Below are 23,232 nucleotides of genomic sequence, written 5' to 3'. Positions count from 1 at the left end.
CGGTCACTTGCTGGCCGGGGACCAGTTCAGGCCCCAGCCGTAGGCGTGGTCGACGGTGCGCTGGGGGCTGACGCCGGGCGCGGGGACGAGGTAGCGGGCCTCGCGCTGGACGACGAGTTCGCCGCCGGTGTGGGTGATCAGGGCCAGCGCGCACACGGTGGCCGGCACCGTGCAGGCGTCGAGCGTGAACTCGACCGGGGCGCCGTGCTGCGGCCGGAGGGTGACGGTGGCGTCCAGGCCCTCGAAGCTGCGGGCGCCGGAGTAGATCGTCACGAAGATCAGGATGCGCCGGAAGCGGGCCTGGTGGTCGAGGTTGATGGTGAGGTTCTCGCCGGTGGCGACGGCGCCGGTGCGGTCGTCCCGGTCGAGCTGGATGTACGGCGGGGCGTGCAGGTCGCCGAATGCCTGGGCGAGCGGGTGCACCACGCCGGCCGTGCCGTCGGTGAGTTCGTAGAGCGCGCACAGGTCGAGGTCGAGGTCGCCGGAGGGCGGCAGCAGCGCGCCGCGGGCGCCCAGTGCCTCCATCGCCTTGCGGCCGAACTTCTTGCCGAGGCGCTTGCCGGCCCCGCCCGCGCTCCAGTTGAGGTTGACCCGCATCGCTCCGGACGTGCCACCCTGCTTCGTCAACGAGACGGCCGGGGCATCCTTCGTGAGGGTGACTTTCGTCAGCCGGACGGGAGCCGGCGCGGGCGCCGGCGCGGCCTGTCCGGGCGGGGGCGGAATTGACGCCACCGGTTGACCGGTCGGCAACGGGGGCGCGGGGGCCGCGGGCGGCGGGGCGATCGGCGGCGCGACCGGAGGCTGCGGCGCTGGCGCGGGCCCGTCCGCCACGCTGATGCCGAAGTCCGTGGCCAGCCCCGCGAGCCCGGTGGCGTACCCCTGCCCCACCGCGCGGAACTTCCAGCCGCCCTGCCGGCGGTAGAGCTCGCCGAGCACGAAGGCGGTCTCGGTACTGGCGTCCCGACTGTCGAACCGGGCCAGTTCTGCGCCGCTGCCCGCGTCCAGCACCCGTACGTACAGGCCCGGCACGGCGCCGAAGCTGCCGCCGTCGGCGGAGGCGGCCAGGACCACGGTGTCGACGGCGGGCTCGACGGCGGCCAGGTCCACGCGGAGGGTGTCGGTGCTCGTCCCGCCGGCCGGGCGCTTGCCCTCGTGGCGCACCGCGCCGGAGGCGTGCGCGGGCTGGTTGTAGAAGACGAAGTCGGCGTCGTCGCGGACCCGGCCGGACACCAGCAGCAGCGCGGAGGCGTCCACGTCCGGCGCCCCGGGGGCCGGCTGCCAGCCCAGCTCCACCCGGACCGCCGGCGCCGGAATCGGGACATTGCCGCCCTTGAGCATCGACATCGCCGCACCTTCCTGTCGTCCTGGTGGCCTCGCGCCCCGTCACCGGTGGCCCCCACCAACCTACTTGGCCGGGAACGCCCCGAACGCCCACTGTTCATCTGCGGGAAGGGCGGTCTTTACACGATCCCTACGGGCGATCGCGACCGATTTTCACAGGTTCGCTCGGTTTGGTGACCCGGGGCCGCTCCGAACCCGTAAAACAACCCTCTTGTCAGGCTCCCCAATCGACACATCGTGGGCTTAACTTATGAGGCATGACCTCCCCCCGCTCCACTTACAGCGGCGGCTACTACGCATCGCCTTCCTTCCCGGACACCCCCATCTACGACAGCCTTGTCGCAGAGCGGGGTACTCCGCAGATCGCCCCGATCCGCGTAAACCCGTCGCCCTGGGACACCGGCTCCTCCTCGCTGCCGGCGCTCCCCTCGGCGCTGCCCGCACTTCCGGCCGCGCCCTCCCAGCCGGCCCCGGGCCACGGGTACCCGGGCGCCGCGGCGCAGCCGGTCGCCCCGCTGCAGCACACCCCCGCCCCGTACATCCCGCAGCAGGCCGGCACCCGCGGCTACCCGCCGCCGCAGCAGCAGTACCAGCGCCCGGCACCGGGCACGGGGTACGAGGCGATGCGCCCGGCCGCGCCGGTCGCGCCGCGGCCCGGCTCGCCGTTCGACGACCCGGGGTACGGCCGCCAGTACCCGCGGGGGTACTGAACCGGCCGTTCGACCGGATGTCCGAAGCGGCTGGCAAGATGGGCATATGCCCACGCCACACGTCCAGTCGCTGCACGTCTATCCGGTCAAGGCCCTTGCGGGGTCCGGTCCCGGCGAAGCGGTGGTCGAGCCGTGGGGGCTCGCCGGGGATCGGCGTTGGCTGGTGGTCGACGCCGAGGGTCGACAGATCACCCAACGCCAGCAGCGGAGGCTGGCGTTGGCCCGTGCCGAGGAGCTGCCCGGCGGCACCCTGCGGCTGACCGCGCCGGGAATGCCGCCGCTGGTGGTCCAGGTGCCCGAGCCGACGGGCACCGCCCCGGTCGAGATCTTCGGCAACGTCGTCGAGGCGGTGCCCGCGTCCCTCGAGGCCGCCGTCTGGTGGCGGGGCTTCCTCGGCGTCGAGTCCCGCCTGATGCACATGGACGCCCCGGAGCGGCGCCGTCCCGTGGACCCGCGCTACGGCCGGCCCGGCGACACGGTCGGCTTCGCCGACGGCTATCCGCTGCTGCTGACCACCTCCGCCTCGCTCGACGCCCTCAACTCCCTCATCGCGCAGGGCGACCACGCCGACGAGGGCCCCCTCCCGATGAACCGTTTCCGGCCCAATGTGGTCATCGAAGGCACCGCGCCCTGGGCAGAGGACGACTGGCGGCGGGTGCGGATCGGCGGCGTGGAGTTCCAGGTGGCCAAGCCCAGTGGCCGCTGCGTGGTGACCACCACCGACCAGCGCACCGCCGAGCGCGGCAAGGAGCCGCTGCGGACCCTCGCCCGGCACCGCCGCTTCGGCGACCAACTGGTGTTCGGCCAGAATCTGATCCCCCGCGGGGCCGGCACGCTCCGCGTGGGCGACCCGTTCGAGATACTCGGCTGACGGCCGCGCGCGGTCGCCGCCGCCCTCATTGCGGGCTGGTCGGCGGCTGCCTACAGTGAGCGCACAGCGCCGCCGACGGGACGGGCCGCGGGGGGAGACAGAGAGCTGCTGTGCCGATGCCTGCCAGGGACGCGTTGAGTGATCACCTCATCCCCGTGCAACGCCTGCGCCCCGGCGACCATGCCTTCGTCGGCTACGGCGACGACGAGGTGCGCTGGGAGACCGTCACGGCCTTCGTCCGGCTCGGTCTGGCGCGCGGCGAGAAGGTCCTCGTCCTGCCGTGCCCCGACGTGCCGGAGGACGAGGTGCTGGCCAGGATCGACTTCCCCAGCCGCAGCACGGTCCGGGCGCGCGAGCGCGGCCAGCTGGTGGTCACCAGCATGCGGGAACTCATCTGGCCGGACGTCGAGTTCACCGCCGCCCGACAGATGGGGCGGCTGCGCCTGGCGACCGACCGGGCGACGGCCGAGGGGTACACCGGGTTACGGGCGTTCATCGACATGGGCTGGGTGGCCGCGCTCGGCGCCGACGTCGCGACGGTGGCCCGGCGGGAGACCGGCGCCGGAGCGCTGTTCGCCGGGCGGCCGTACACCGAGGTCTGCGCGTACGACCGCCGGCGGTTCGACCGGTCGATGGTGGCCGCGATGGAGCGGGCGCATCCGCACGCCGTGCTGGAGCGGCTGGGCAGTCTGCGGGCGGTGCGCGGGCCGGACGAGGTGCTGTGCTTCGTCGGCGAGGCGGACGGCGCCAACCGGGCCGCGTTCGCCCGGTCGCTGGAGATCGCGCTGGCGCGGACGGCGGCGACCCGCCGGCTCACCGTCGACCTGACGCGGTTGCACTTCCTGTCGGTGGGCTGCGCGGTAGGTCTGCTCACCCTGGCCCGGGGCGCCACGGGCCACGATCTGGTCGAGGTGCGCTGCGACCGCGGGCAGCGCCAGATGCTGCGGCGGCTGGGCGCCGATGCGGTGCCGCGGCTGGCGCCGAGGGAGGCGGTAGGGCCGTGCTGAATCCGGAACCGGCCGGTCACGATCGGGCGAAGGCGCCGGCGGAGGAGTCCGGCCGACGGCTGCTGCAGCGGCGCTTCACCGCGCGACTGCTGCCGCAGCTGCGACTGCTGGTCGAGGAGTGCGCCGCCAGCGAGGGGCTGAACGAGCCCCGGCGCGGGGAGTTCGTGCTGGCGGTGGACGAGATCGCCGGGAACGCCGTGGAGCACGCCGGCGGCGCCGGGCGGCTGGTGCTGCGGCGGGTGGGGGACGAGTTGGAGTGCCGGATCAGCGACGCCGGCCCCGGTTTCAGCGAGGCGGTGATCCCGGAGTTGCTGCCGGGCCTGGACGGCGCGCCCAAGGGGCGCGGGTTGTGGCTGGCGCGACTGGTGGCGGACCGGTTCGCGGTCGCCCCCGGTTCCGGCACGGAGGAAGCGCAGGGCGCGGTGGTGACGGTGGCGGTCCGGCTGCGCTGAGGGCACCGTCCCGCGGGGCGGGATCCGGCCCCGTCGCACAGGCGCCGCAAGCGCACCGAAAGGCCGCCAATCGGCCGCGGGGCACCGGGAGTTGGCGAACGGGTGGGACGGCTGGGGCGGGTGGTTCCCGACGGTCGGCGGTGCCCGCGGCGCGATGTCGCCCTCCTCTTCCCGGAACGCCCGCCGGGGCGCCCCGCCATGCGGTATGCACGGAGACGAGAGGGGGCACGATGCGGGCGATCAGGGGCATCCGGCGCTGGCGGCACAATCCGCTCCGCCGTCGGACCGACCAGGTGGAAGCCTGGCTGGCGCTGGCCGCCGCGCTGCTGATCGCCGTCGGGGCGCCCTGCGCCGGCTGGTTCGCCGGCCGGGCCGCGCACGACGCCCTCCTGGAGGCCGTACGGCTCGAACACCGGCAGCGCCGCCCGGTGTGGGCGGTCGCGGACCGGCCGGCGCCCGGCACCCCGGTCGACCCGGCTGCGGAGACGGTCCCGCAGCGCGCCGCGCACCTGCGGGTGGTCGCCCGCTGGACGGGGCCGGACGGCGGCCCGCGGACCGGGGAGGTCGCGGCGCCGCGGCCGGTGGAGCCCGGTGACCGGTTCCGCCTGTGGACCGACGACCGGGGGCGGGCGGTGCCGCGACCGCTGGACGAGGGCACCGCGCAGACGCACACGGCACTGGCCGCGCTGGGCGCCGCGGCGGCCGCCGGCGGGCTCGTCGAGGGCGGCCGGCGGCTGGCCGTACGGCAGCTGATGGCGCGTCGGTTCCGGTGTTGGGAGGCGGCCTGGGCGCGCGCCGGGCAGGACTGGGGACGGGCCGACGCCGGGAGTTGAGGCGGTGCTGACCAGGCGGTGGACCGTGTCGGCCGGCACCCCTCCGGCGCGCTACGGTGGTGCCTCCAGCCTCGCGGCTGGGGCCTCGCAGCCCGCAAAGCGGACATCCGCGGACGGATGACTGCCGGGCCGACATCCACCGTACGAAGTGGGGACACGACACCGCCATGGCACAGGGCTCGGTCCAGGTGACGCACTCCGGAACGTCGCGTTGGCGGCGCCGCACCGGTGAGTACAGTTCGCTCGCCGCCGCCCTGGAGGCCGCCGGGGACGGTGACGTCCTGACCGTGCCGGCCGGTACCTACCGGGAGAACCTGGTGCTCCAGCGCACGGTGACGCTGCGCGGGCCGGAGGGGTCGCGCGGCTCGGTGCGGATCGCGCCGGCCGACGGGGTGGCGCTGACGATACGGGCCTCGGCCACCGTCCACGACCTGCACCTGGAGGCGACCGACTCGGCGTCGCCGGCGCTGCTGGTGGAGGACGGCGCCCCCGAGTTGACGGACATCCGGGTGGTGACCCGGTCCGCGGCCGGGATCGAGGTGCGCGGCGGGGCCCGTCCGACGGTGCGGCGCTGCACGGTCGACAACGCCGGCGGGGTCGGCATCAGCGTCCTGGACGGCGCCGGCGGGGTCTTCGAGGAGTGCGAGGTGATGGCCGCCGGCCAGGCCGGGGTGGCGGTGCGCGGCGGCGCCCACCCGCGGCTGGAGAACTGCCGGATCCACCACACCTCGGGCGCCGGGCTGTCGCTGTCGGGCGAGGGCAGCGCGGTCGAGGCGGTGGGCTGCGAGCTGTACGAGATCAAGGGCACCGGCATCCAGGTCGCGGCGCGGGCCGCCGGCCACCTCACCGACTGCACGGTGCACCGCACCACCGCGGACGGCGTCACCCTGGACACCGACGCGGTGCTCACCCTCGCCGACTGCGACATCCACGACATCCCGGAGAACGCGGTGGACCTGCGGTCCCGGTCGGTACTGACGCTGACCCGCAGCACCGTGCGGCACTTCGGGCGCAACGGCCTGTCGGTGTGGGACCCGGGCACCCGGGTGGACGCCAACCAGTGCGAGATCCACGACAGTACGGGCGACTACCCGGCGGTGTGGGTCAGCGACGGCGCGACCGCGGTGCTGGACTCGACGCGGGTGCACGACGTCCCCGACGCACTGTTCGTCCTGGACCGGGGCTCCCGGGCCGACGTCGTGGACTGCGACATCGCGCAGGTCCGCAACACCGCGGTGTCGGTGAGCGACGGCGCCACCGTCCAGCTGGACGACTGCCGCATCCGGGAGGTCTCGACCGGTGCGTGGTTCCGCGACCACGGCAGCGGCGGCACGCTCGCCAACTGCACCGTCGACGGGGCACAGACCGGCGTGATCGTCACCAAGGGCGCGGACCCCACCATCGAGGGGTGCACGGTCAGTTCGCCGACCGAGGCCGGCTTCTACGTCTCGGCGGAGGGCCGCGGCACCTTCCACAGCTGCCGGGTCACCGGCAGTTCCGGCTTCGGCTTCCATGTGATCGACGGCTGCCGGACGACGCTGACCCGGTGCCGTACGGAGCGGTGCGCGCGCGGCGGGTACGAGTTCGCCGACGCGCTCGGCGACGGCAGTAACGGCGGGCCCACGGTCGAGGACTGCACCAGCGACGAGAGCCGGGCCACGCAGGAGCCGACGGTGACCGCCCCGGCGGTGCAGCAGGCCACCCAGACCGCCGGGCTGCTGGGCAACGTCCCGGCACCGCGCCCGGCACCGACCGCCGCCGCGCCCCCGGAGGCGCCGGCGACCGGCCGGCCCGCCGAAGAGGTGCTGGGCGAACTGGACACCCTGGTGGGGCTGGACAGCGTCAAGCGGGAGGTGCGCACCCTGATCAACATGATCGAGGTGGGGCGCCGCCGGCAGGAGGCCGGCCTGAAGGCCGCGTCCGTCCGCCGCCATCTGGTGTTCACCGGCTCCCCCGGGACCGGCAAGACCACGGTGGCCCGGCTGTACGGCGAGATCCTGCACTCCCTGGGGGTGTTGGAGCGCGGCCATCTGGTCGAGGTGTCGCGGGTGGACCTGGTGGGCGAGCACATCGGCTCGACGGCGATCCGCACCCAGGAGGCGTTCGACCGGGCCCGCGGCGGGGTGCTGTTCGTCGACGAGGCGTACGCCCTCTCCCCCGAGGACTCCGGGCGGGACTTCGGCAAGGAGGCCATCGACACCCTGGTGAAGCTGATGGAGGACCACCGGGACGCGGTGGTGGTCATCGTGGCCGGCTACACCGCGGAGATGGAACGGTTCCTGGCGGTCAACCCGGGTATCTCGTCGCGTTTCTCACGGACCATCAGGTTCGGTGACTACGCGCCGGAGGAACTGCTGCGGATCGTCGAGCAGCAGGGCGAGGAGCACGAGTACCGCCTCGCCGACGGGGCCGGCGAGGCGCTGCTCAAGTACTTCACGGCGCTGCCCAAGGGGCCGTCGTTCGGCAACGGCCGGACGGCACGGCAGACGTTCGAGGCGATGGTCGAGCGGCACGCGGGTCGGGTCGCCGAGCTCACCGACCCGAGCACCGACGACCTGACCCTGCTCTACGCCGAGGACCTGCCCGAACTCGCCTGACTCCCGGTGCAGTTGGTGCGCTGGGCCGGTATCCCCGGGCCCAGCCGGGCGAGCAGTTCGGCGCGCACCCGGTCGAAGACCGGATCGGCCTGGTAGTCGCCGTGGCCCAGGATCTGGGCGGGCAGCGGGTTCTGCAGGGTGCGACCGAAGGCGAGCGGGTCGCGCAGCGGTCCCTCGTCGACGGCCCGGCCGTCCTCGCAGGAGAGCAGGATCGGGCCGCCGATGGGGTCGGTGAAGCGCCACAGGTTGCGCCAGTCGTCCATCTCGCGGTGCAGGCCGGTGAGGGCGGGCGGGCCGAAGTAGGCGGGGAACCAACGGCCGTAGAGGCGTTCCAGCGGGCTGCCGTAGGTGAGCAGGGCGACCCGGCTGCGGGTGACGAGATCCAGCTGCCAGACGGCCGCCGCGGCCAGCACGCTGCCCTGGGAGTGGCCGGAGATCACCAGCCGGCCGTCGTACTGCTCGGTCCAGGTGGCCATCCGCCAGGTGAGGTCGGGGACGGCGCGCTCGGCGTAACAGGGCGGCGCGAAGGGGTGCGCGGCGCGCGGCCAGAAGGTGCCGACGTCCCAGAGGATGCCGATGGTGCGGCGGGCGGAGTGGTCGCGGTAGGCGCGCCGGCCCATGGTGAGCAGCAGGATCACGCCGGCGCCCATCAGCCAGGAGCCGAGGGACTCGGCGGTCTCGGCGGCGGCGTGCACGAACGGCGCGGCGCCCTCGGTGGCGCGGCCGGGGGCGCGGTCGGTGAGCCAGGCGCCGGCCACCGCGCCGGCGCCCAGGACGAGGGTGACGGCGGCGATGGCGGCCACCAGGACCGGCGCCGCGTCGGTGAGCCCGGCGCGGGCGATGGTGCCCGCGATGCGCTCGGTGCGCAGCACGTCGGGGCGCTCGCGCGGGTCGTAGAGGCCGGGGACGTCCCTGGCGACGCGTTTGCGGACGGCCAGCACCCGGACGCCGGCCAGGACGGCGACGGCCGCGACCACCACCAGCAGCGCGGGCAGTACCGACGCCTGCCAGGAGAGCACCACCGGGGGCCCGGGGATCGGGGCGTGGTCCTGGCCGGGGGTGGCGGGCCCGTCGATCCAGTCGGCGAACCGCTGGGCCACTCCCCCGGACAGCACCCCGGCGACCGCGCAGGACAGCAGCGCGACGGCCGGCCCGCCCATGCCGCGCAGCGCGGTCCGGGTCTCGTCCCGGGCGGCGCGCTGGAGGAACCAGGCGGTCACCACCAGGGCCAGCACCAGCACGCTCTGGCAGACGGCGATCCCGCCGAACGCCGCGACACCGGGCAGCGGGCCGTGGCTCCGCGCCGCCGGCCGGGCCCAGGCGGCATAGCCGGCGGTGAGCGCGAGCACCGCCAGCGCGGCGTACGGCAGCGCCCGCACGGCGAGGCGGTCGGTCTCCTCGTCGCGGGCCGCCTCGCTGCGGGCGGTGCGCCAGACGATGACCAGGGTGCCGGCGGCGAGCAGCAGGACCAGGCCGGTCAGGGTCCGGCCGACGGCGGTCAGGGCGGTGGCGCCGGCCCGGCTGTCGGCCCGGAGGGAGGCGACGAGCAGGGCGGCGGCGAGGGTCAGCACCCCGGCCGCGGAGTGCGCGGCGCGCAGCCGGGCGACGAGCCGGCGGCCGTACCAGAAGCCGTCCAGGCCCAGCGCGGTGCGCTCGTGGGCGGGGGTGTCGCGGGAGGCGCCGGGGCGGCGCGGCGGCGGGGAGGCGGACTCGTAGGCGCTCCAGGTGCGGTGCGAGAGCCACCACAGGAAGCCGACGACCAGCAGGGGCAGCAGGGAGGCGAGGACCAGGCGGCGGCCCGGGGTGCTCCACCAGCCGCCGCCCGCGGGGTTGAGGAAGCCCAGCCAGGACTTGCCGGTGACGCAGACCGGGGTGCCGGCGCACTGCCAGGCGCTGAGGTCGAGGGCGACCTCGCAGGCCGCGGCGGCCAGCAGGACGGTGAGGGTGAGGGCGAGCAGCCGCACCAGGAGGTCGTAGATCCGCTGGCCCCGGTGGTCGGGCGGGGCGTCCGGGCGCATCCAGTGGGCGAGGTTGGCGACCATGAACGGCAGCAGGATCAGCCAGAGCGCGCGGGCGCCGTTGCCGGAGGTGAGGTTGGACCAGCAGTACGCCTCGCGGACCGGCTCGGTCCGGTAGTCGTCGGGCCGCTGTTCGGCGTCCGCGTCGTCGGTGCGGCGGTAGCAGGCGGCGGTGTCGTCGCCGGAGATCCGCTGGACCCGCGGGTCGCCGAGCATCTCCTGCGGGGTGGTGCCGCCGACGCCGTGGACCAGCAGCTCCAGGGCGAGCTGCGGCTGCGGTGCGGTGGCCGGTGGTGCGCCCCTCGTCGGACCGGGATCCGTCGAGCGGGCGGGTGGTGGTGTGGTGGCCGCGGTCTCCACTGGCTGTCCCCCGATGTCAGTGCGGTGCGGTGTGGTGTTGTGGGGCGGCCGGGGTCGGTCGTGGTCGGTGGTGCGGTGGGCCGCCTCTTCGGATTGTCCCTGCCCTCTGGGAGCGTTCGCACCCCGGTTCCGGTTCCCGGGGCGCCGGTTGTGGCTCCCGGGACGCCGGTTGCCGTACCCCGCTTGTGGTGTGCCCGGTCGCGGTGTGCCCGGATCGGGGTGGCTGTCGGACCCGCGTGCGAGGATGTGGTCAGCACAGATCGCAGGCGGCGGACAGCCGGCGGAAGGACCCGGGGCGGTGAGCCGGGTGGAAGGGACGGGCCGCGGTGGGCGACAACCAGAATCTCCTCGCGGAGCAGCGGCGGGCCCTGATCCTCGATGAGGTCAGGCGACGCGGCGGCGTGCGGGTCAACGAACTGACCCGACGGCTGAGCGTCTCGGACATGACGGTCCGTCGCGATCTGGACGCACTCGCCCGCCAGGGCATGATCGAGAAGGTGCACGGCGGCGCCCTTCCGGTGAGCGACCCCAGCGCGCACGAGCCGGGTTTCGAGGTGAAGTCGGGGCTGGAGCTGAGCGCCAAGGCGGAGATCGCCAAGGCGGCGGCCGAGTTGGCGGTGCCGGGCAGCGCGATCGCGCTGGCGGGCGGCACGACGGCGTACGCGCTGGCACAACGGCTGCTGGAGGTGCCGGAGCTGACGGTGGTGACGAATTCGGTGCGGGTGGCCGATGTGTTCTACAACGCCCAGCGGGCGGCGGCCAGCGGCGGCGAGGGCCGGCCGGCCGCGGAGGCGGCGACGGTGGTGCTGACGGGCGGGATGCGCACGCCGTCGGACACCCTCGTCGGCCCGGTGGCGGACGCCGCGATCCGGTCGCTCCACTTCGACCTGCTCTTCCTCGGGGTGCACGGCATATCGGTGGAGGCGGGACTGTCCACGCCCAATCTCGCGGAGGCGGAGACCAACCGGCATTTCGTGCGGTCCGCGCGGCGGGTGGTGGTGGTCGCCGACCACACCAAGTGGGGCACGGTCGGCCTGAGTTCGTTCGCCGCGCTGGACGAGGTGGACGTGCTGGTGACGGACGCCGGACTGTCCGCCGAGGCGCGGGCGGAGTTCGCGGACCGGTCGACGGAGCTGGTGGTGGCGGGCGAGCCGACGGGCGATGCAGACAACTGACGCCCCGTCAACTATGGTGTCCGGCGCAGCAGGCCCCGTCCCCAGGAGGTGGGCGCCCCATGACCCGACGGCTCCGCCCCGTCGCGCTCGACTTCGCCGCATCGGCGCCGCTGCGGCTGGCGTTCACCGCAGAGGCCGCCGCCCCGCCCAAGGTCGTCTACGCCGCACTGGCGGACGACGTACCGGGCTGGGCGGATTGGTTCACCGGCGTCGCCCGGGCCGCACCGACGGATGACGGCCTCGGCCGCGAGGTGCGCCTCACCGGCGGCACCCGGTTCAGCGAGACGATCATGGCCGCCGAGCCCGCCGCGCGCTACGCCTACCGGGTCGACACCACCAACGCCCCTGCCCTGCGGGCCCTGTTGGAGGACTGGCGACTGACGCCGGCCGGCGCCGGGACCCGGGTGCGGTGGACGTTCGCGGCGGACGGCCCGGCGCCGTTCCGCTGGCTGATGCCGCTGGCCCGGCCGGCCCTCGGGCGCTCCTTCCGCGCCTCGATACGGGCCCTGGACCGGCGGCTCGCCGGCGGCTGACGGCCCGGCCCGGCCGGCGCTGGCGCCTCAGTCGCCCCAGGAGCCGGTGCCGAGGAAGTGCTCGATGGTCCGGGTGTAGGGGGCGATGTCGAGCCCCTGCTCGGCCAGCCAGTCGTCCGAGTAGTACTTGTCGAGGTAGCGGTCGCCGGGGTCGCACAGCAGCGTCACCACGGAACCGGTGCGGCCCTCGGCGACCATCTCCGCGACGATCTTCAGGGCGCTCCACAGCCCGGTGCCGGTCGAGCCGCCCGCCTTGCGGCCGATCGCCCGCTCCAGCGCGCGGACGGCGGCGACGCTGGCCGCGTCCGGGACCTTCATCATCCGGTCGATCGCGCCGGGCAGGAAGCTCGGCTCCATGCGCGGCCGGCCGATGCCCTCGATCCGGGACGCGGTGGCGCAGTCGGTCGAGGCGTCGCCGGTGAGCCAGCCGTCGAAGAAGCAGGAGTTCTCCGGGTCGGGGACGCAGATCCGGGTGTCGTACTGCATGTAGTGGACGTAGCGGGCGATGGTCGCGGAGGTGCCGCCGGTGCCGGCGGTGGCGACGATCCAGGTCGGCTCGGGGTAGCGCTCCAGCCGCAGCTGCTGGTAGATCGACTCGGCGATGTTGTTGTTGCCCCGCCAGTCGGTGGCCCGCTCGGCGTAGGTGAACTGGTCCATGTAGTGGCCGCCGGACTCGGCGGCGAGCCGGGCGGAGACCTCGTAGACCGTCCGCGGGTCCTGGACCAGGTGACAGGTGCCGCCGTGGAACTCGATCAACCGGGTCTTCTCCCGGCTGGTGGTGGCCGGCATCACCGCGATGAACGGCACGCCGATCAGCGACGCGAAGTACGCCTCCGAGACGGCCGTGGAGCCGCTGGAGGACTCGATCACCGGCTTCCCGGGGCGGATCCAGCCGTTGCACAGCCCGTAGAGGAAGAGCGAGCGGGCCAGCCGGTGCTTGAGGCTGCCGGTGGGGTGCGTCGACTCGTCCTTGAGGTAGAGGTCGATGCCCCACTTCTCGGGCAGCGGGAAGCGCAGCAGATGGGTGTCGGCGGTGCGGTTGGCGTCCGCCTGGACCTTGCGGACGGCTTCGTTGAGCCAGTCCCGGTAGCCCTGATCCGAGCGGTCCACATCGACGGTCGGCTGGACCGACGGGGCCGTCTCCTGGTCTCCAGGCCGGCTCTGCGGCTGTTGTGCGGTGCTCACCGGCGCGCTCCTCCAGGGGTCTACGGGCCCGCTTGGAAGGTCGGGCCGGTTTCGACTATAACCACCCGGCGCACGCTTCTCACCTGCATAAACATCGCTTTGAGAGGCCCCAAGGAGGCCCTGGGGGAAGGGTGTTGTGCGCCTTTGCGCCCCATGCGGCACTGGTGTAAGGGGCGCGGTGGCGGCAAACTTCCCTACGGGGGGCGGTGGACGACACCGGCCCGCGACACCGGGGAGTGGTGAGGATGGCCGAGCCGGAATACAACGCGACCGGCGTACGGATCGAGCGGTCGCTGCGGTCCTTGACCAGAGCGGGGCAGGTCCGCATCAGCGGCGGCCGGCTGGCGCTGCTGACCAGCTACGGCAGGGAGATCGACAGCGCCCCGCTCGGCGCGGTGGAGGCCCACAAGCCCCTGTTCGCGGCCCGCGACCGGGCACTCGCCATCCTCAACGGCAACCGCTACTCCCTCACGCTGGGCGCCCGGGACCGCTTCCTCAGCGCCGTACAGGCGGCCCGTCGGCCACGCGCGTGAACGCCGGCCGGGGCCCGTCCGCCCCGATACACCGGACAGCCCCCACGGCGCAGGCGGTGCGGTTGCGGCGGTGCACCGCCTGCCCGACCCTGGACACGTATCACTGAGGGTTCACCAGCGATGACGCTGTGGCGCAGCCGGTATCGCTGGTTCCGATCTTCGCCCCTCCCCGGTACGAGGGGCGCCCGGCCTCATCAGGGAGTCGCGGTCGTGATCAGGCAGCCCAGCAGACACTGCACGGTGGAGCTCCAGGCCGTCCCGGCCCGCATCGGCCATGTGCGCGGGATCGTCTCCGCGCAGCTGCGGCACTGGCATCTCGACGCCTTGATCGACCCGGCCTCGCTCGGGGTGACCGAGCTCCTGGCCAACGTCCACCGGCACGCCCGCCCCAGCAAGCAGTGCACCGTCGAACTCTGTGTCCTGCTCGACCAGTTGACGGTCTCGGTGCACGATCTCGATCCCCGACTGCCGCGCCTGCGGACCGCCGACAGCTGGGAGACCTCCGGCCGCGGGCTGGCGCTGATCGCGGCGCTCAGCGAGAGCTGGGGGGTGCGCCCGCACGCCCCGGGCAAGGTCGTCTGGTTCACCCTCCCCGCCCTGACCACCGCCCCCGAAGCGGCCCGCGCGCTGCGCACCCACTGGGACACCGCGCCACTGGAGGAAGCGGGCACCGACCCCCGCCCCCGGAACCGGAGCGCGAGGGTCGGCTGACGACGCGGCCTAGACCGCCGCGCCCCCCTTGCGGCCGGCGCCGAAGTGCTCCTCCAGTACGGACAGCCGCCGCCAGTACTCCTCCTCGTCGATCTCGCCGGCGGCGAACCGGCGCCCGAGGACGGCGATCGGCGTCGGGGTGTCACCGCCGCCCGCTGGCCGGGGGCCGGGCCACGGGCCGCGGAAGGCCCGGCCGGGGCCGCCGTGCCGCCACACGGTGCGGCGCAGCAGGGTCACCACGCCGAAGGCGACGGCCGCCCAGACGAGCGGGACGAACAGGATCCAGGGACCCGGGCCGCCGCCGGACCAGTGTTCTGCCAATGCGTTCATGGATGTCAGCTCCTTGACGGGACGCGCCGGACGACCTCCGCCCGCGGGCCGGCCGGAGTCTCCGGGATACGCCTTCGAGACTCGCTCCCCCGGCCCCGCGCGTCGTCGTACGCCCGGCGACAGTGCGCGTACGACGCACGGGGTACCGCCCCCGCCCCCGGGAGTACCCCGCCCGGAGCCGCTCCCCGCCCACACCCTTCCACCCCCCTCTTGATCTATGTAACTACTGGTATGTACAGTCGCCGTATGAGCAGCACACGGGACAGCGCAGCGGCGGCCGGCACGCCCCCGCCCGGCAGCACTCAGGAACGGCTCGTCATCAGCACCCAGGAACTCCTGTGGGAGCGCGGCTACGTCGGCACCAGCCCCAAGGCGATCCTTCAGCGCGCGGGGGTGGGCCAGGGCAGCATGTACCACCACTTCGCGGGCAAGTCCGACCTCGCGCTGGCGGCGATCCGGCGCACCGCGGGCGACATGCGGGCGGCGGCCGAGGAAATCTTCTCCGCTCCCGGCACGGCGTACGACCGCGTCGCGGCCTATCTGCTGCGGGAGCGGCAGGTGCTGCGCGGCTGCCCGATCGGGCGGATGACGCAGGACCGCGACGTGGTGCAGGACCCCGAACTCCGGGCGCCGCTGGACGAGATGTTCGGCTGGCTCCGGCACCGGATCGCCGAGGTCCTCACCGAGGGGCAGCGGCACGGCGAACTGTCCGACGCCCTCGATCCGTCGGCCGTCGCGGCCAGCGTCGCCGCGGTCGTCCAGGGCGGCTACGTCCTGGCCCGGGCGGCCGAGGACCCCGCACCCTTCGACGCGGCCGTGCACGGCCTGCTCGCGCTGCTGGCCGCGCAGACCACGCCGGCCCCCTGACCTGCCCTCTCCTCCTTGGAGTCCCCATGCACGCCATGCAGTACAGCGTCACCCTGCCCGCCGACTACGACATGGAGATCATCCGGCACCGGGTGCGGACCAAGGGCCACCTGCTGGACACCTTCGAGGGCCTCGGCCTGAAGGCGTACGGCATCCGGGAGCGCGGCACCGACGGCTCGCCGGTCAACCAGTACGCGCCGTTCTACCTCTGGGCCGATCAGGCGGCGATGAACCGCTTCCTGACGGGCGACGGGTTCCGCGGCGTGATCCGGGACTTCGGGCGGCCGGCGGTCCACAACTGGCAGGGCCTGTACCACCGTCCGGGCCCCGCGGCCGGCCGCACCCCGGGCACCTTCACCCGGTGGACCGAACGGCTCCCGGAGAGCGCCGACGTGGCGACCGCCATCGAGGACGCACTCGCCACCCACGAGAAACTGGCGGCCACGGAGGCAGTGCACACCACTGCGCTGGGCCTCGACCCCCACCACTGGGAACTGGTCCACTTCACCCTCTGGACGGACGCCGCCCCCGAGTCCGCGGCCGGCCAACGCTTCCAGGTGCTGCACCTGTCCACGCCGGGCCTCGCACGACTGGGCGGCGGACGGCAGTGGTGACCCCGCGCCCCGCATCCGCCCCCGGCCACCGCACCGCGCCCGCCGGCCCCACCGTCCGCACCGTCCTGGGCGACCTCGCCCCCGACCGGCTCGGCGTCTGCGACGCGCACGACCACCTCTTCCTGAGCAGTCCCCAGTTGCCCGGCCAGGAGCTGGCCGACACCGCGGCGGCCGGCGCCGAACTGCACGCCTTCCGGGCGGCCGGCGGGACGGCCGTGATCCAGTGGACGCCCTACGGCATGGGGCGGCACGCCGCCGAACTCCCGCGGCTGGCACGGGAGTCGGGAGTGACGATCGTCGCCGCGACCGGCCTGCACCAGGCGGCGCACTACGGCCCCGGGGTCCTGGAAGGACTCCCGACAGATCCGGCCGCGCTGTTCGTCACCGAACTGACCGAGGGGATCGGCGCCATCACCGGCGACGATCCGGAGCCCCGGCCACGGGCCGGCATGATCAAGGTGGCCGGCGGCTTCCACGGACTGGACCGCCACGCCCGGCGCACCATGACGGCCGCCGCCGAGGCCCACCGGGCGACCGGCGCGGCCATCGGCATCCACCTGGAGCTGGGCACCGGGGCGCTGGACGTCCTCGACCTGCTCTGCGGCGAACTGGCGGTCCCGCCAGACCGGGTGATCCTCGGCCACCTCAACCGCTCGCCCGACCCCGCCGTGCACCGGATGGCCGCCGAGGCCGGCGCGTACCTCGCCTTCGACGGACCGTCGCGCGCCAACCACGGCACGGACTGGCGGATGCCGGACGCGGTGGCAGCGCTCTGCGACGCCGGATTCGCCGACCGCATCCTGCTCGGCGGCGACACCACGACGGCCGCCGCCCGCGCGGTCAACGGCGGCCCCGGCATGCGGTATCTGCTGCGCAGGCTCCGACCACGGCTCGAACTCGCCGTGGGGACGGCGGCGGTGACCCGGATGCTCACCACCAATCCGGCCCGGGCGTTTGCGGCCGAGTGGCCGTGAGTCCCGCTGCGTGTCCGCCTGGCGGCGGGGTGTTGCGTTGTCCGCTGCGTGTCCGCCTGACGGCGGGTTGTTGCGTTGTCCGCTGCGCGGGGCTGTTGGGTGCGGTGACGGGCCTGCGGGGGTGGTGTGCAGGACTGCTGCGCTTTACGTCCTGCACACCACCCCCTCCGGCCCGTCCCCTCCCGTGAGTGGGTGGGAAAGACAGGCACGCGGGCGCCGATGCCGGTGGTCCGCTGACGGCCACCACTCCACAACGAACCCGCAGGGACCCACCGGCATGCGCCCCGACCCACCGTTTCCATGACCACCCACGGGAGGGGACGGGTCTGCGGGGCAGGGGTTGACCGGACGTAAAGCGCAGCAGTCCGGACAACCCCTGCCCCGCAGACCCGGCACCGCACCCAACAGCCCCGCGCAGCGGACAACGCAACACCCCGCCGTCAGGCGGCCCCGTCGAGGATGACCAGCGGATCGTCCAGGATCGGCTGCCACGCCAGTTCCGCCGCGCCCACGAGGCTGTTGTGGTCCAGGCTGCACGGGAGGATGGGGACGCCGCCGCTGCGGCCCCACAGGCTGCGGTCGGCGACCACTGCTCGGAGGCGTTCGGGGTCGGCTTCGACGAGCGCCCGGTGGAGGCCGCCGAGGATGATGCGGTCGGGGTTGAGGATGTTGACCAGCCCCGCGAGGCCCAGGCCGAGGCGGTCGATGAGCAGGTCGGCGGCGGCGCGTACGCCCGGGTCGGTGTACTCGTTGCGGAGGAGTTCGCCGGCCTGGTGGAGGAGGGAGACCTCCGGTCCGGGCTCCCGGCCGGCGGCGACGAGGAAGGCGAGCGGGTCGGCCTCGACGTCCAGGCAGCCGCGGCTGCCGCAGTGGCAGGGCGTGCCCTCGGGGTGGACGGTGAGGTGGCCGACCTCCAGGGCGAGGCCCGAACTTCCGCTGTGCAGGCGGCCGTCGAGCACCAGCGCCCCGCCGACGCCCCGGTGGCCGGAGGCGACGCACAGCAGGTGGCGGGCGCCGCGGCCGGCGCCGTGCCGGTGTTCGGCGAGCGCGCCGAGGTTGACGTCGTTGCCGGTGAAGCCGATCTTCTCGGTGACGCCGGGGATGCCGGCGTCGGCCAGCGCGCGCAGGAAGAGTTCGCGTACCGGGGCGCCCGAAGGCCAGGCCAGGTGGAGCGGGTTGAGCGCCTCGCCGTCCGGTTCGGCGACCGCGGAGGGCACCGCGAGGCCGGCGCCCAGGCAGCGTCGCCCGGTGTCGCGCAGCAGGGCGGCGCCTGCCTCCACCACCTCGGCGAGGACCTGCGCGGGGTCCGCGGGGATGATGCCGCAGCTGGGCGTGGTGGCGACGATCCGGCCGCCGAGGCCGACCAGGGCGGCGCGGTACCCGTCGGCGTGGATCTGCGCGGCGAGTACGACCGGGCCGTTCTCGTTGACCGACAACCGGTGGGAGGGTCGTCCCTGGGAGCCCGCGGAGGCGTGCGGCCGGGAGTCGACGGTGATCAGGCCGAGCGCTTCGAGCTCGGCGGCCACCGCCCCGGCGGTCGCGCGGGTCACGCCGAGTTCGGTGGTCAGGACGGCACGGGTGGGCGCGCGTCCGGTGTGTACGAGCTCCAGTGCGGGTCCGAGGGCGCTGCGGCCCCGCTCCAGCCTGGTTGTCCGAGTCTGGGTCACGCCTCTATTCTGGCTTTGTGCCGACGCTAAACAAAATACGCACGGCCTTGACCCTCAATCGGGCCCACATCCCCTCCGACTCCCCGCAATCCCCTCCATCACCGCATGGCCGGACGGCGCGCGCCGTCCCGGGACCGGTCGCCCCCGGGTCGGCCCGGCTGCGCGCCGCGATCACCGCGTTCTTCGCCATGGACGGCTTCCTCTTCGCCGGCTGGGTCGTCCGGATCCCCGCGATCAAGGCGCAGACCGGCGCCGGCGCGGGCACGCTGGGCCTGGCGCTGCTGGGCGTCTCGGTCGGGGCGGTGGCGTTCATGATGCTCACCGGGCGGCTGTGCCGGCGCTTCGGCAGTCATGCCGTGACCGTGGCCTCCGGTGCCGCGCTCGCGTTGAGCATCCTGCTGCCCCCGCTCGCCCGTTCGGCCACCGCGCTGGGCCTGGTGCTGCTGGTCTTCGGCGCGGCGTACGGCTCCCTCAACGTCGCCATGAACAGCGCCGCCGTCGAACTGATCGCGACCCTGCGCCGCCCGGTGATGTCCGGCTTCCACGCCGCCTTCAGCCTGGGCGGGATGGTCGGCGCCGGGCTCGGCGGGCTGGTCGCGGCGCACCTCTCGCCCTTCGTGCACCTGCTGGTGCTGGCGGTGTGCGGACTGCTGGTGACGGCCGTCGCGGGCGTCGCGCTGCTGCGACGGCGTACGGGAGCGGGGACGCCGGCGGCTCCCCCCGAGGAACGCGTGGAGCGGCGCTGCCCGGCGGCACCCGATCGGCCGCGGGGGTCCAGGGTGCCCGATCGGACCCGCCGGCTCGTGCTCGTCTTCGGCGTGATCGCGCTGTGCACCGCGTACGGCGAGGGTGCGCTGGCCGACTGGGGCGCGCTGCACCTCTCCCAGGACCTGGCCGCCTCACCGGGCCTCGCGGCCGCCGGCTATGCGGTGTTCGCGCTGGCGATGACCGCCGGGCGGCTCTCCGGGACCGTGCTCGTCGAGCGCTTCGGCGCGGCGCGGGCCCTGGTCGCGGGCGGCGGCACGGCGGCGGCCGGGATGCTGTTGGGGGCGCTGGCGCCGACCGCGTGGGGCGCCTGCGCCGGATTCGCGGTCGCCGGTTTGGGGCTGGCCAACATCTTCCCGATCGCCATCGCACGGGCCGGGGCGACGGGCGGCCCGGACGGGGTCGCGGTGGCCTCGACGATCGGCTACGGCGGCATGCTGCTGGGGCCGCCCGCCATCGGCTTCCTGGCCGAGGTGTGGGGCCTGCCGGTGGCGCTGACCACGGTCGCGCTGCTGGCCGCGGTGGCGGCGCTGGTCGCGCATCTGACGCGCGGGGCACATCGGAGCGAGGTCGCACGGCCCTGAGCCGGTTTGCGCGTACGGGCTGGGTGACGAATCGTCATCATCCCTAGGACGACGGGGTGTTGTGGCCGATGTTGTGGCCGATGTTGTGGCCGACTGCGACGGGCTCGCACTTTGCGGTGACGTGTCGGCGGGCTCCACCGCAGGGTGCGCCGGGGCGGCGGGCGGCCCGGGGCGGTGCGTTGTCGGTGGTGGCTGGCACACTCGGGGGCATGGAGATCACTGAGTTCGTCGAAACGCTGCGACTGGACGGCGGGCTGCTCGCGGACGCCGCCGACGAGGCCGGGCCCGACGCCCCCGTGCCGGCGTGCCCCGAGTGGCGGATGCGCGATCTGGTGCTGCACATGGGGCGGGTCCACCGCTGGGCGGCGGGGTTCGTGACCGAGCCCGGGGATCAGCGGATGCCTTTCCCGGAGACCCCGGAGCTGTCCGACGACAAGCTGGTGCCGTGGCTGCGCGAGGGGCACCACCACCTCGTCGTGGCGCTGCACACCGCGCCGACGGACCTGCGGACATGGGCGTTCCTGCCCGCGCCGTCCCCGCTGGCCTTCTGGGCGCGCCGGCAGGCCCACGAGACGTCGGTGCACCGGGTCGACGCCCAGCAGGCGGCCGGCGTCCCGCTCACGCCGCTGCCGGCGCGGTTCGCCGCCGACGGTGTCGACGAGCTCGTGGCGGGCTTCCACGCCGGTGACCGCAGCCGGCTGCGCCCGGACGCGCCCCGGACGCTGCGGCTGCGCGCCACCGACACCCCCGGCGCGGACTGGACGGTGCACCTCACCCCCGACGCACCGCCGCGCACGGTCCGGACGCCCGACGCGACCGAGGCCGGGGCCACCGCCGACTGCACCATAGAGGGCCCGGCCGAGCGGCTGTATCTGACGCTGTGGAACCGCCTCCCCTGGGACGGGCTGACGGTCTCCGGCGATGCGTCCCTGCGGACGCTGTGGCAGGAGCGGGCGGGCATCTGACCGGTGTCCGACGGGCCAGCCGCGGGTGGCCGGGCGAGGAGCGCCCGACTACCCGAGCCAACCCGGGCGCACCAGCCCCGACTCATAGGCCAGTACCACGAGTTGGGCGCGGTCGCGGGCGCCCAGCTTGACCATGGTGCGGCTGACGTGTGTCTTGGCGGTGAGCGGGCTGACCACCAGCCGGCGGGCGATCTCCTCGTTGGAGAGCCCGATGCCCACCAGGGCCATCACCTCCCGCTCGCGTTCGGTGAGCGCGGCGAGTTCGGCGGACGGCGCCGGCTCCTTGGAGCGGGCGGCGAACTCCGCGATCAGCCGGCGGGTCACCCCCGGCGAGAGCAGCGCGTCGCCGGCCACCGCCGCGCGCACCGCCCTCAACAACTCCTCCGGTTCGGTGTCCTTGACCAGGAAGCCGGAGGCGCCGGAGCGGATCGCCTCGAAGACGTACTCGTCGAGTTCGAAGGTGGTCAGCATGACGACCTTGACGTCCCGCAGTGTCGGGTCCTCGGTGATCCGCCGGGTGGCGGCCAGGCCGTCGACGACCGGCATCCGGATGTCCATCAGGACCACGTCCGGCCGGTGCGCGCGGACGGCGGTCAGCGCCTCCTGGCCGTCCGCCGCCTCGCCGACCACCTCGATGTCGGACTGGGCGTTCAGCAGCGCCTTGAAGCCGGCCCGGACCAACAGCTGGTCGTCGGCGAGCAGTACCCGGATCACGACTCCTCCTCGATGACGGTGCGGGCCGCGGCGGCGAGCGGGATGCGGGCCCGGACCCGGAAGCCGCCGTCCGGCCGCGGCCCCGCCTCGACGGTGCCGCCGAGCGCCGCGGCGCGCTCCCGCATCCCGGCCAGCCCGTTGCCGCCGCCGGTCAGCTCCTTGGTACCGGCGGTGGCCGGGCCGTCGTCGTCGACCAGGATCTCCAGCGCACCGGGAGCGTAGCGGAGCCGCACCCGGGCGGTGCGCGAGCCCGAGTGCCGGACGATGTTGGTCAGCGCCTCCTGGACGATCCGGAAGGCCGCGAGGTCGGTGCCGGGCGGCAGGGCCGCGGGGGTGCCCTCGGTGGCGACGTCCACGGCGAGGCCCGCTCCCCGGGCCTGCTCGGTGAGTTCGGGCAGCCGGTCCAGGCCCGGGGCCGGGGCGCGCGGGGCGTCTCCCGGGGTGCGCAGGGTGTCGAGGACCTGCCGGACCTCGCCCAGCGCCTCCTTGCTCGCGGCCTTGATGGTGGACAGCGCGGTCCGGGCCTGCTCGGGGTCGGAGTCCAGCAGCGCCAGCCCGACGCCCGCCTGGACGTTGATGACCGAGATGCTGTGCGCGAGGACGTCGTGCAGTTCCCGGGCGATCCGCAGCCGCTCCTCGTCGGCCCGACGGCGCTCGGCGGCGGCGCGTTCAGCCCGCATCCTGGCCAGTTGCTCGCGGCGCACCCGGGCGAGTTCGGAGGCCGCCAGCACGGCCGCCACCCAGGCGGTGACGAGCAGTTCCTGGGCCCAGGGCGCCGGTCCGAGGTACGGGGGCAGCCAGCGGTAGAGCCAGTGCGCGACCAGGAGGTGGACCAGCCACACCCCGCCCACCGCGCACCAGGCGACCGCCCGGTACCCGGCGACGATCGCCGCGTAGGCGCCGAGGGCCAGGGTGACGAACACCGGCCCGTACGGGTAGCCGGCCGCGAAGTAGGCGGCGCAGCAGGCGGCGGTGCCCAGCGCCGTGGCCCGCGGGTAGCGGTGCCGGAAGAGCAGCAGCAGGGCGCCGGCGAGGAGCAGCGCATGGCCGAAGGAGTCGAGCGGGACACGTCCGTGCGGATTGCGGGCGGCGGCGTTGCTGCCGAGGGTGACCAGCAGCGTCACCGCGAGTGTCGAGCGCCACGGCAGCCGGCCGTCCGCCCGTCTTCCGGGTTGCGGGGCCGCCGCCCACAGCTCCCCCGCCGCGCCGAGGCAGCGCCGCGCCCACGGCGGCCGTGCGTTGTCCATGCCGCAACGCTAGACCGCGACGGGCGCGGCGGCGTCCGCCCGGCGCGGTGGTCGCGCCTACTCCCGGTGGAGTACCCGGCCGGACGTCAGGCCACCGGCCCGGACGCCCGGGACGGCGCCCGCGCGGCACTCACGGCGGCGCCGCGCCCCTACGAGGACGGCGGCGCGGCCCGGCGCCG

Annotated in this window: 22 protein-coding genes; 15 read left to right on the top strand and 7 right to left on the bottom strand. The window is 74.7% G+C overall.

From position 1 onward, the window contains the following. Positions 1-3: 3 nt before the first annotated feature. Positions 4-1,344 (bottom strand): TerD family protein, encoded by a 1,341-nt coding sequence (locus tag MOV08_RS34015; protein ID WP_275310118.1) that lies wholly within the window; start codon positions 1,342-1,344, stop codon positions 4-6. Positions 1,345-1,598: 254 nt separating this feature from the next. On the opposite strand from MOV08_RS34015, the gene MOV08_RS34010 reads away from it, so the two are divergent. From MOV08_RS34010 to MOV08_RS33985, 6 genes are all read left to right on the top strand, one after another. Further along, entirely contained in the window at positions 1,599-2,051 is a 453-nt protein-coding gene (locus MOV08_RS34010) for a DUF6643 family protein (RefSeq protein ID WP_039638151.1), read from the top strand. Positions 2,052-2,097: 46 nt separating this feature from the next. Further along, positions 2,098-2,922 carry an MOSC domain-containing protein gene (locus tag MOV08_RS34005; protein ID WP_275310116.1) on the top strand — a complete coding sequence of 275 codons (825 nt, stop codon included), beginning with the start codon at positions 2,098-2,100 and terminating at the stop codon, positions 2,920-2,922. 116 nt (positions 2,923-3,038) lie between these two features. Further along, positions 3,039-3,929 (top strand): MEDS domain-containing protein, encoded by an 891-nt coding sequence (locus MOV08_RS34000; RefSeq protein ID WP_275310115.1) that lies wholly within the window; start codon positions 3,039-3,041, stop codon positions 3,927-3,929. Beyond that, the gene (locus MOV08_RS33995; protein WP_275310113.1) at positions 3,923-4,381 is read left to right on the top strand and encodes an ATP-binding protein; all 459 of its coding nucleotides are present in this window, start codon (positions 3,923-3,925) and stop codon (positions 4,379-4,381) included. Before MOV08_RS34000 ends, MOV08_RS33995 begins: the two co-directional genes overlap by 7 nt. Positions 4,382-4,611: 230 nt before the next feature. Then, entirely contained in the window at positions 4,612-5,214 is a 603-nt protein-coding gene (locus tag MOV08_RS33990) for an Rv1733c family protein (protein WP_275310112.1), read from the top strand. 167 nt (positions 5,215-5,381) lie between these two features. After that, positions 5,382-7,811 (top strand): right-handed parallel beta-helix repeat-containing protein, encoded by a 2,430-nt coding sequence (locus tag MOV08_RS33985; RefSeq protein WP_275310111.1) that lies wholly within the window; start codon positions 5,382-5,384, stop codon positions 7,809-7,811. On the opposite strand, the gene MOV08_RS33980 is transcribed toward MOV08_RS33985, so the two are convergent. After that, complete coding sequence (locus MOV08_RS33980; protein WP_275310110.1) at positions 7,781-10,189, bottom strand: alpha/beta hydrolase family protein; 2,409 nt, start codon at positions 10,187-10,189, stop codon at positions 7,781-7,783. The genes MOV08_RS33985 and MOV08_RS33980 overlap by 31 nt on opposite strands. A 326-nt stretch (positions 10,190-10,515) precedes the next feature. On the opposite strand from MOV08_RS33980, the gene MOV08_RS33975 reads away from it, so the two are divergent. Together MOV08_RS33975 and MOV08_RS33970 are read left to right on the top strand one after the other, a co-directional pair. Further along, positions 10,516-11,364: a DeoR/GlpR family DNA-binding transcription regulator gene (locus tag MOV08_RS33975; protein WP_275310108.1), complete on the top strand. Its 849-nt coding sequence runs from the start codon at positions 10,516-10,518 to the stop codon at positions 11,362-11,364. 59 nt (positions 11,365-11,423) lie between these two features. Beyond that, positions 11,424-11,897 carry an SRPBCC family protein gene (locus MOV08_RS33970; RefSeq protein ID WP_275310107.1) on the top strand — a complete coding sequence of 158 codons (474 nt, stop codon included), beginning with the start codon at positions 11,424-11,426 and terminating at the stop codon, positions 11,895-11,897. Between the two features lie 27 nt (positions 11,898-11,924). Here MOV08_RS33970 and MOV08_RS33965 read toward each other — a convergent pair whose 3' ends face one another. Further along, entirely contained in the window at positions 11,925-13,082 is a 1,158-nt protein-coding gene (locus MOV08_RS33965; protein ID WP_039638137.1) for a PLP-dependent cysteine synthase family protein, read from the bottom strand. Positions 13,083-13,327: 245 nt separating this feature from the next. Between MOV08_RS33965 and MOV08_RS33960 the strand changes: the two genes are divergently transcribed. Together MOV08_RS33960 and MOV08_RS33955 are read left to right on the top strand one after the other, a co-directional pair. After that, entirely contained in the window at positions 13,328-13,615 is a 288-nt protein-coding gene (locus tag MOV08_RS33960) for a hypothetical protein (RefSeq protein WP_039638136.1), read from the top strand. A gap of 210 nt (positions 13,616-13,825) precedes the next feature. Then, positions 13,826-14,326, top strand: coding sequence for an ATP-binding protein (locus MOV08_RS33955; RefSeq protein ID WP_275310105.1), 501 nt, complete (start codon positions 13,826-13,828; stop codon positions 14,324-14,326). Positions 14,327-14,335: 9 nt separating this feature from the next. Here the strand turns inward: MOV08_RS33955 and MOV08_RS33950 are convergent, their stop codons facing one another. Continuing rightward, positions 14,336-14,656: an SHOCT domain-containing protein gene (locus tag MOV08_RS33950; protein ID WP_275310104.1), complete on the bottom strand. Its 321-nt coding sequence runs from the start codon at positions 14,654-14,656 to the stop codon at positions 14,336-14,338. Between the two features lie 246 nt (positions 14,657-14,902). On the opposite strand from MOV08_RS33950, the gene MOV08_RS33945 reads away from it, so the two are divergent. The 3 genes from MOV08_RS33945 to MOV08_RS33935 are packed head-to-tail and all read left to right on the top strand — an operon-like array spanning position 14,903 to position 17,111. Beyond that, positions 14,903-15,523, top strand: a complete 621-nt coding sequence (locus MOV08_RS33945) for a TetR/AcrR family transcriptional regulator (RefSeq protein WP_275310103.1) — start codon at positions 14,903-14,905, stop codon at positions 15,521-15,523. Positions 15,524-15,549: 26 nt separating this feature from the next. Further along, a complete protein-coding gene (locus MOV08_RS33940; protein ID WP_275310102.1) occupies positions 15,550-16,137 on the top strand; it encodes a DUF4865 family protein in 588 nt (195 codons plus the stop codon). Continuing rightward, positions 16,131-17,111, top strand: coding sequence for a phosphotriesterase family protein (locus tag MOV08_RS33935; protein WP_275310101.1), 981 nt, complete (start codon positions 16,131-16,133; stop codon positions 17,109-17,111). The genes MOV08_RS33940 and MOV08_RS33935 overlap by 7 nt, the downstream gene beginning before the upstream one ends. 440 nt (positions 17,112-17,551) lie before the next feature. On the opposite strand, the gene MOV08_RS33930 is transcribed toward MOV08_RS33935, so the two are convergent. Next, entirely contained in the window at positions 17,552-18,778 is a 1,227-nt protein-coding gene (locus tag MOV08_RS33930) for an ROK family protein (protein WP_039638131.1), read from the bottom strand. A 17-nt stretch (positions 18,779-18,795) separates the two neighbouring features. On the opposite strand from MOV08_RS33930, the gene MOV08_RS33925 reads away from it, so the two are divergent. Together MOV08_RS33925 and MOV08_RS33920 are read left to right on the top strand one after the other, a co-directional pair. Further along, the gene (locus tag MOV08_RS33925; RefSeq protein ID WP_420834234.1) at positions 18,796-20,127 is read left to right on the top strand and encodes an MFS transporter; all 1,332 of its coding nucleotides are present in this window, start codon (positions 18,796-18,798) and stop codon (positions 20,125-20,127) included. 209 nt (positions 20,128-20,336) lie between these two features. Beyond that, positions 20,337-21,092 carry a maleylpyruvate isomerase family mycothiol-dependent enzyme gene (locus MOV08_RS33920; protein WP_275310100.1) on the top strand — a complete coding sequence of 252 codons (756 nt, stop codon included), beginning with the start codon at positions 20,337-20,339 and terminating at the stop codon, positions 21,090-21,092. Positions 21,093-21,140: 48 nt separating this feature from the next. Here MOV08_RS33920 and MOV08_RS33915 read toward each other — a convergent pair whose 3' ends face one another. After that, positions 21,141-21,806 (bottom strand): response regulator, encoded by a 666-nt coding sequence (locus MOV08_RS33915; RefSeq protein WP_039638127.1) that lies wholly within the window; start codon positions 21,804-21,806, stop codon positions 21,141-21,143. Further along, entirely contained in the window at positions 21,803-23,053 is a 1,251-nt protein-coding gene (locus tag MOV08_RS33910) for a sensor histidine kinase (RefSeq protein WP_275310099.1), read from the bottom strand. The genes MOV08_RS33915 and MOV08_RS33910 overlap by 4 nt, the downstream gene beginning before the upstream one ends. Positions 23,054-23,232 lie beyond the last annotated feature (179 nt).

Source organism: Streptomyces yunnanensis (assembly GCF_029011865.1).
In the GTDB taxonomy this organism is placed as follows: domain Bacteria; phylum Actinomycetota; class Actinomycetes; order Streptomycetales; family Streptomycetaceae; genus Streptomyces; species Streptomyces yunnanensis.
The sequence above is the reverse complement of the archived record's forward strand: the minus strand, read 5'-3'. Positions and strand labels throughout refer to the sequence as shown.

Bases quoted from the DNA above. Each gene is read 5' to 3' on its own strand.
- MOV08_RS33970 (WP_275310107.1), top strand. From the start codon at position 11,424: ATGACCCGACGGCTCCGCCCCGTCGCGCTCGACTTCGCCGCATCGGCG.
- MOV08_RS33950 (WP_275310104.1), bottom strand. From the start codon at position 14,656: ATGAACGCATTGGCAGAACACTGGTCCGGCGGCGGCCCGGGTCCCTGG.
- MOV08_RS33910 (WP_275310099.1), bottom strand. From the start codon at position 23,053: ATGGACAACGCACGGCCGCCGTGGGCGCGGCGCTGCCTCGGCGCGGCG.
- MOV08_RS34015 (WP_275310118.1), bottom strand. From the start codon at position 1,344: ATGTCGATGCTCAAGGGCGGCAATGTCCCGATTCCGGCGCCGGCGGTC.
- MOV08_RS33985 (WP_275310111.1), top strand. From the start codon at position 5,382: ATGGCACAGGGCTCGGTCCAGGTGACGCACTCCGGAACGTCGCGTTGG.
- MOV08_RS33920 (WP_275310100.1), top strand. From the start codon at position 20,337: ATGGAGATCACTGAGTTCGTCGAAACGCTGCGACTGGACGGCGGGCTG.
- MOV08_RS33990 (WP_275310112.1), top strand. From the start codon at position 4,612: ATGCGGGCGATCAGGGGCATCCGGCGCTGGCGGCACAATCCGCTCCGC.
- MOV08_RS34005 (WP_275310116.1), top strand. From the start codon at position 2,098: ATGCCCACGCCACACGTCCAGTCGCTGCACGTCTATCCGGTCAAGGCC.
- MOV08_RS33940 (WP_275310102.1), top strand. From the start codon at position 15,550: ATGCACGCCATGCAGTACAGCGTCACCCTGCCCGCCGACTACGACATG.
- MOV08_RS34010 (WP_039638151.1), top strand. From the start codon at position 1,599: ATGACCTCCCCCCGCTCCACTTACAGCGGCGGCTACTACGCATCGCCT.
- MOV08_RS33945 (WP_275310103.1), top strand. From the start codon at position 14,903: ATGAGCAGCACACGGGACAGCGCAGCGGCGGCCGGCACGCCCCCGCCC.
- MOV08_RS34000 (WP_275310115.1), top strand. From the start codon at position 3,039: ATGCCTGCCAGGGACGCGTTGAGTGATCACCTCATCCCCGTGCAACGC.
- MOV08_RS33960 (WP_039638136.1), top strand. From the start codon at position 13,328: ATGGCCGAGCCGGAATACAACGCGACCGGCGTACGGATCGAGCGGTCG.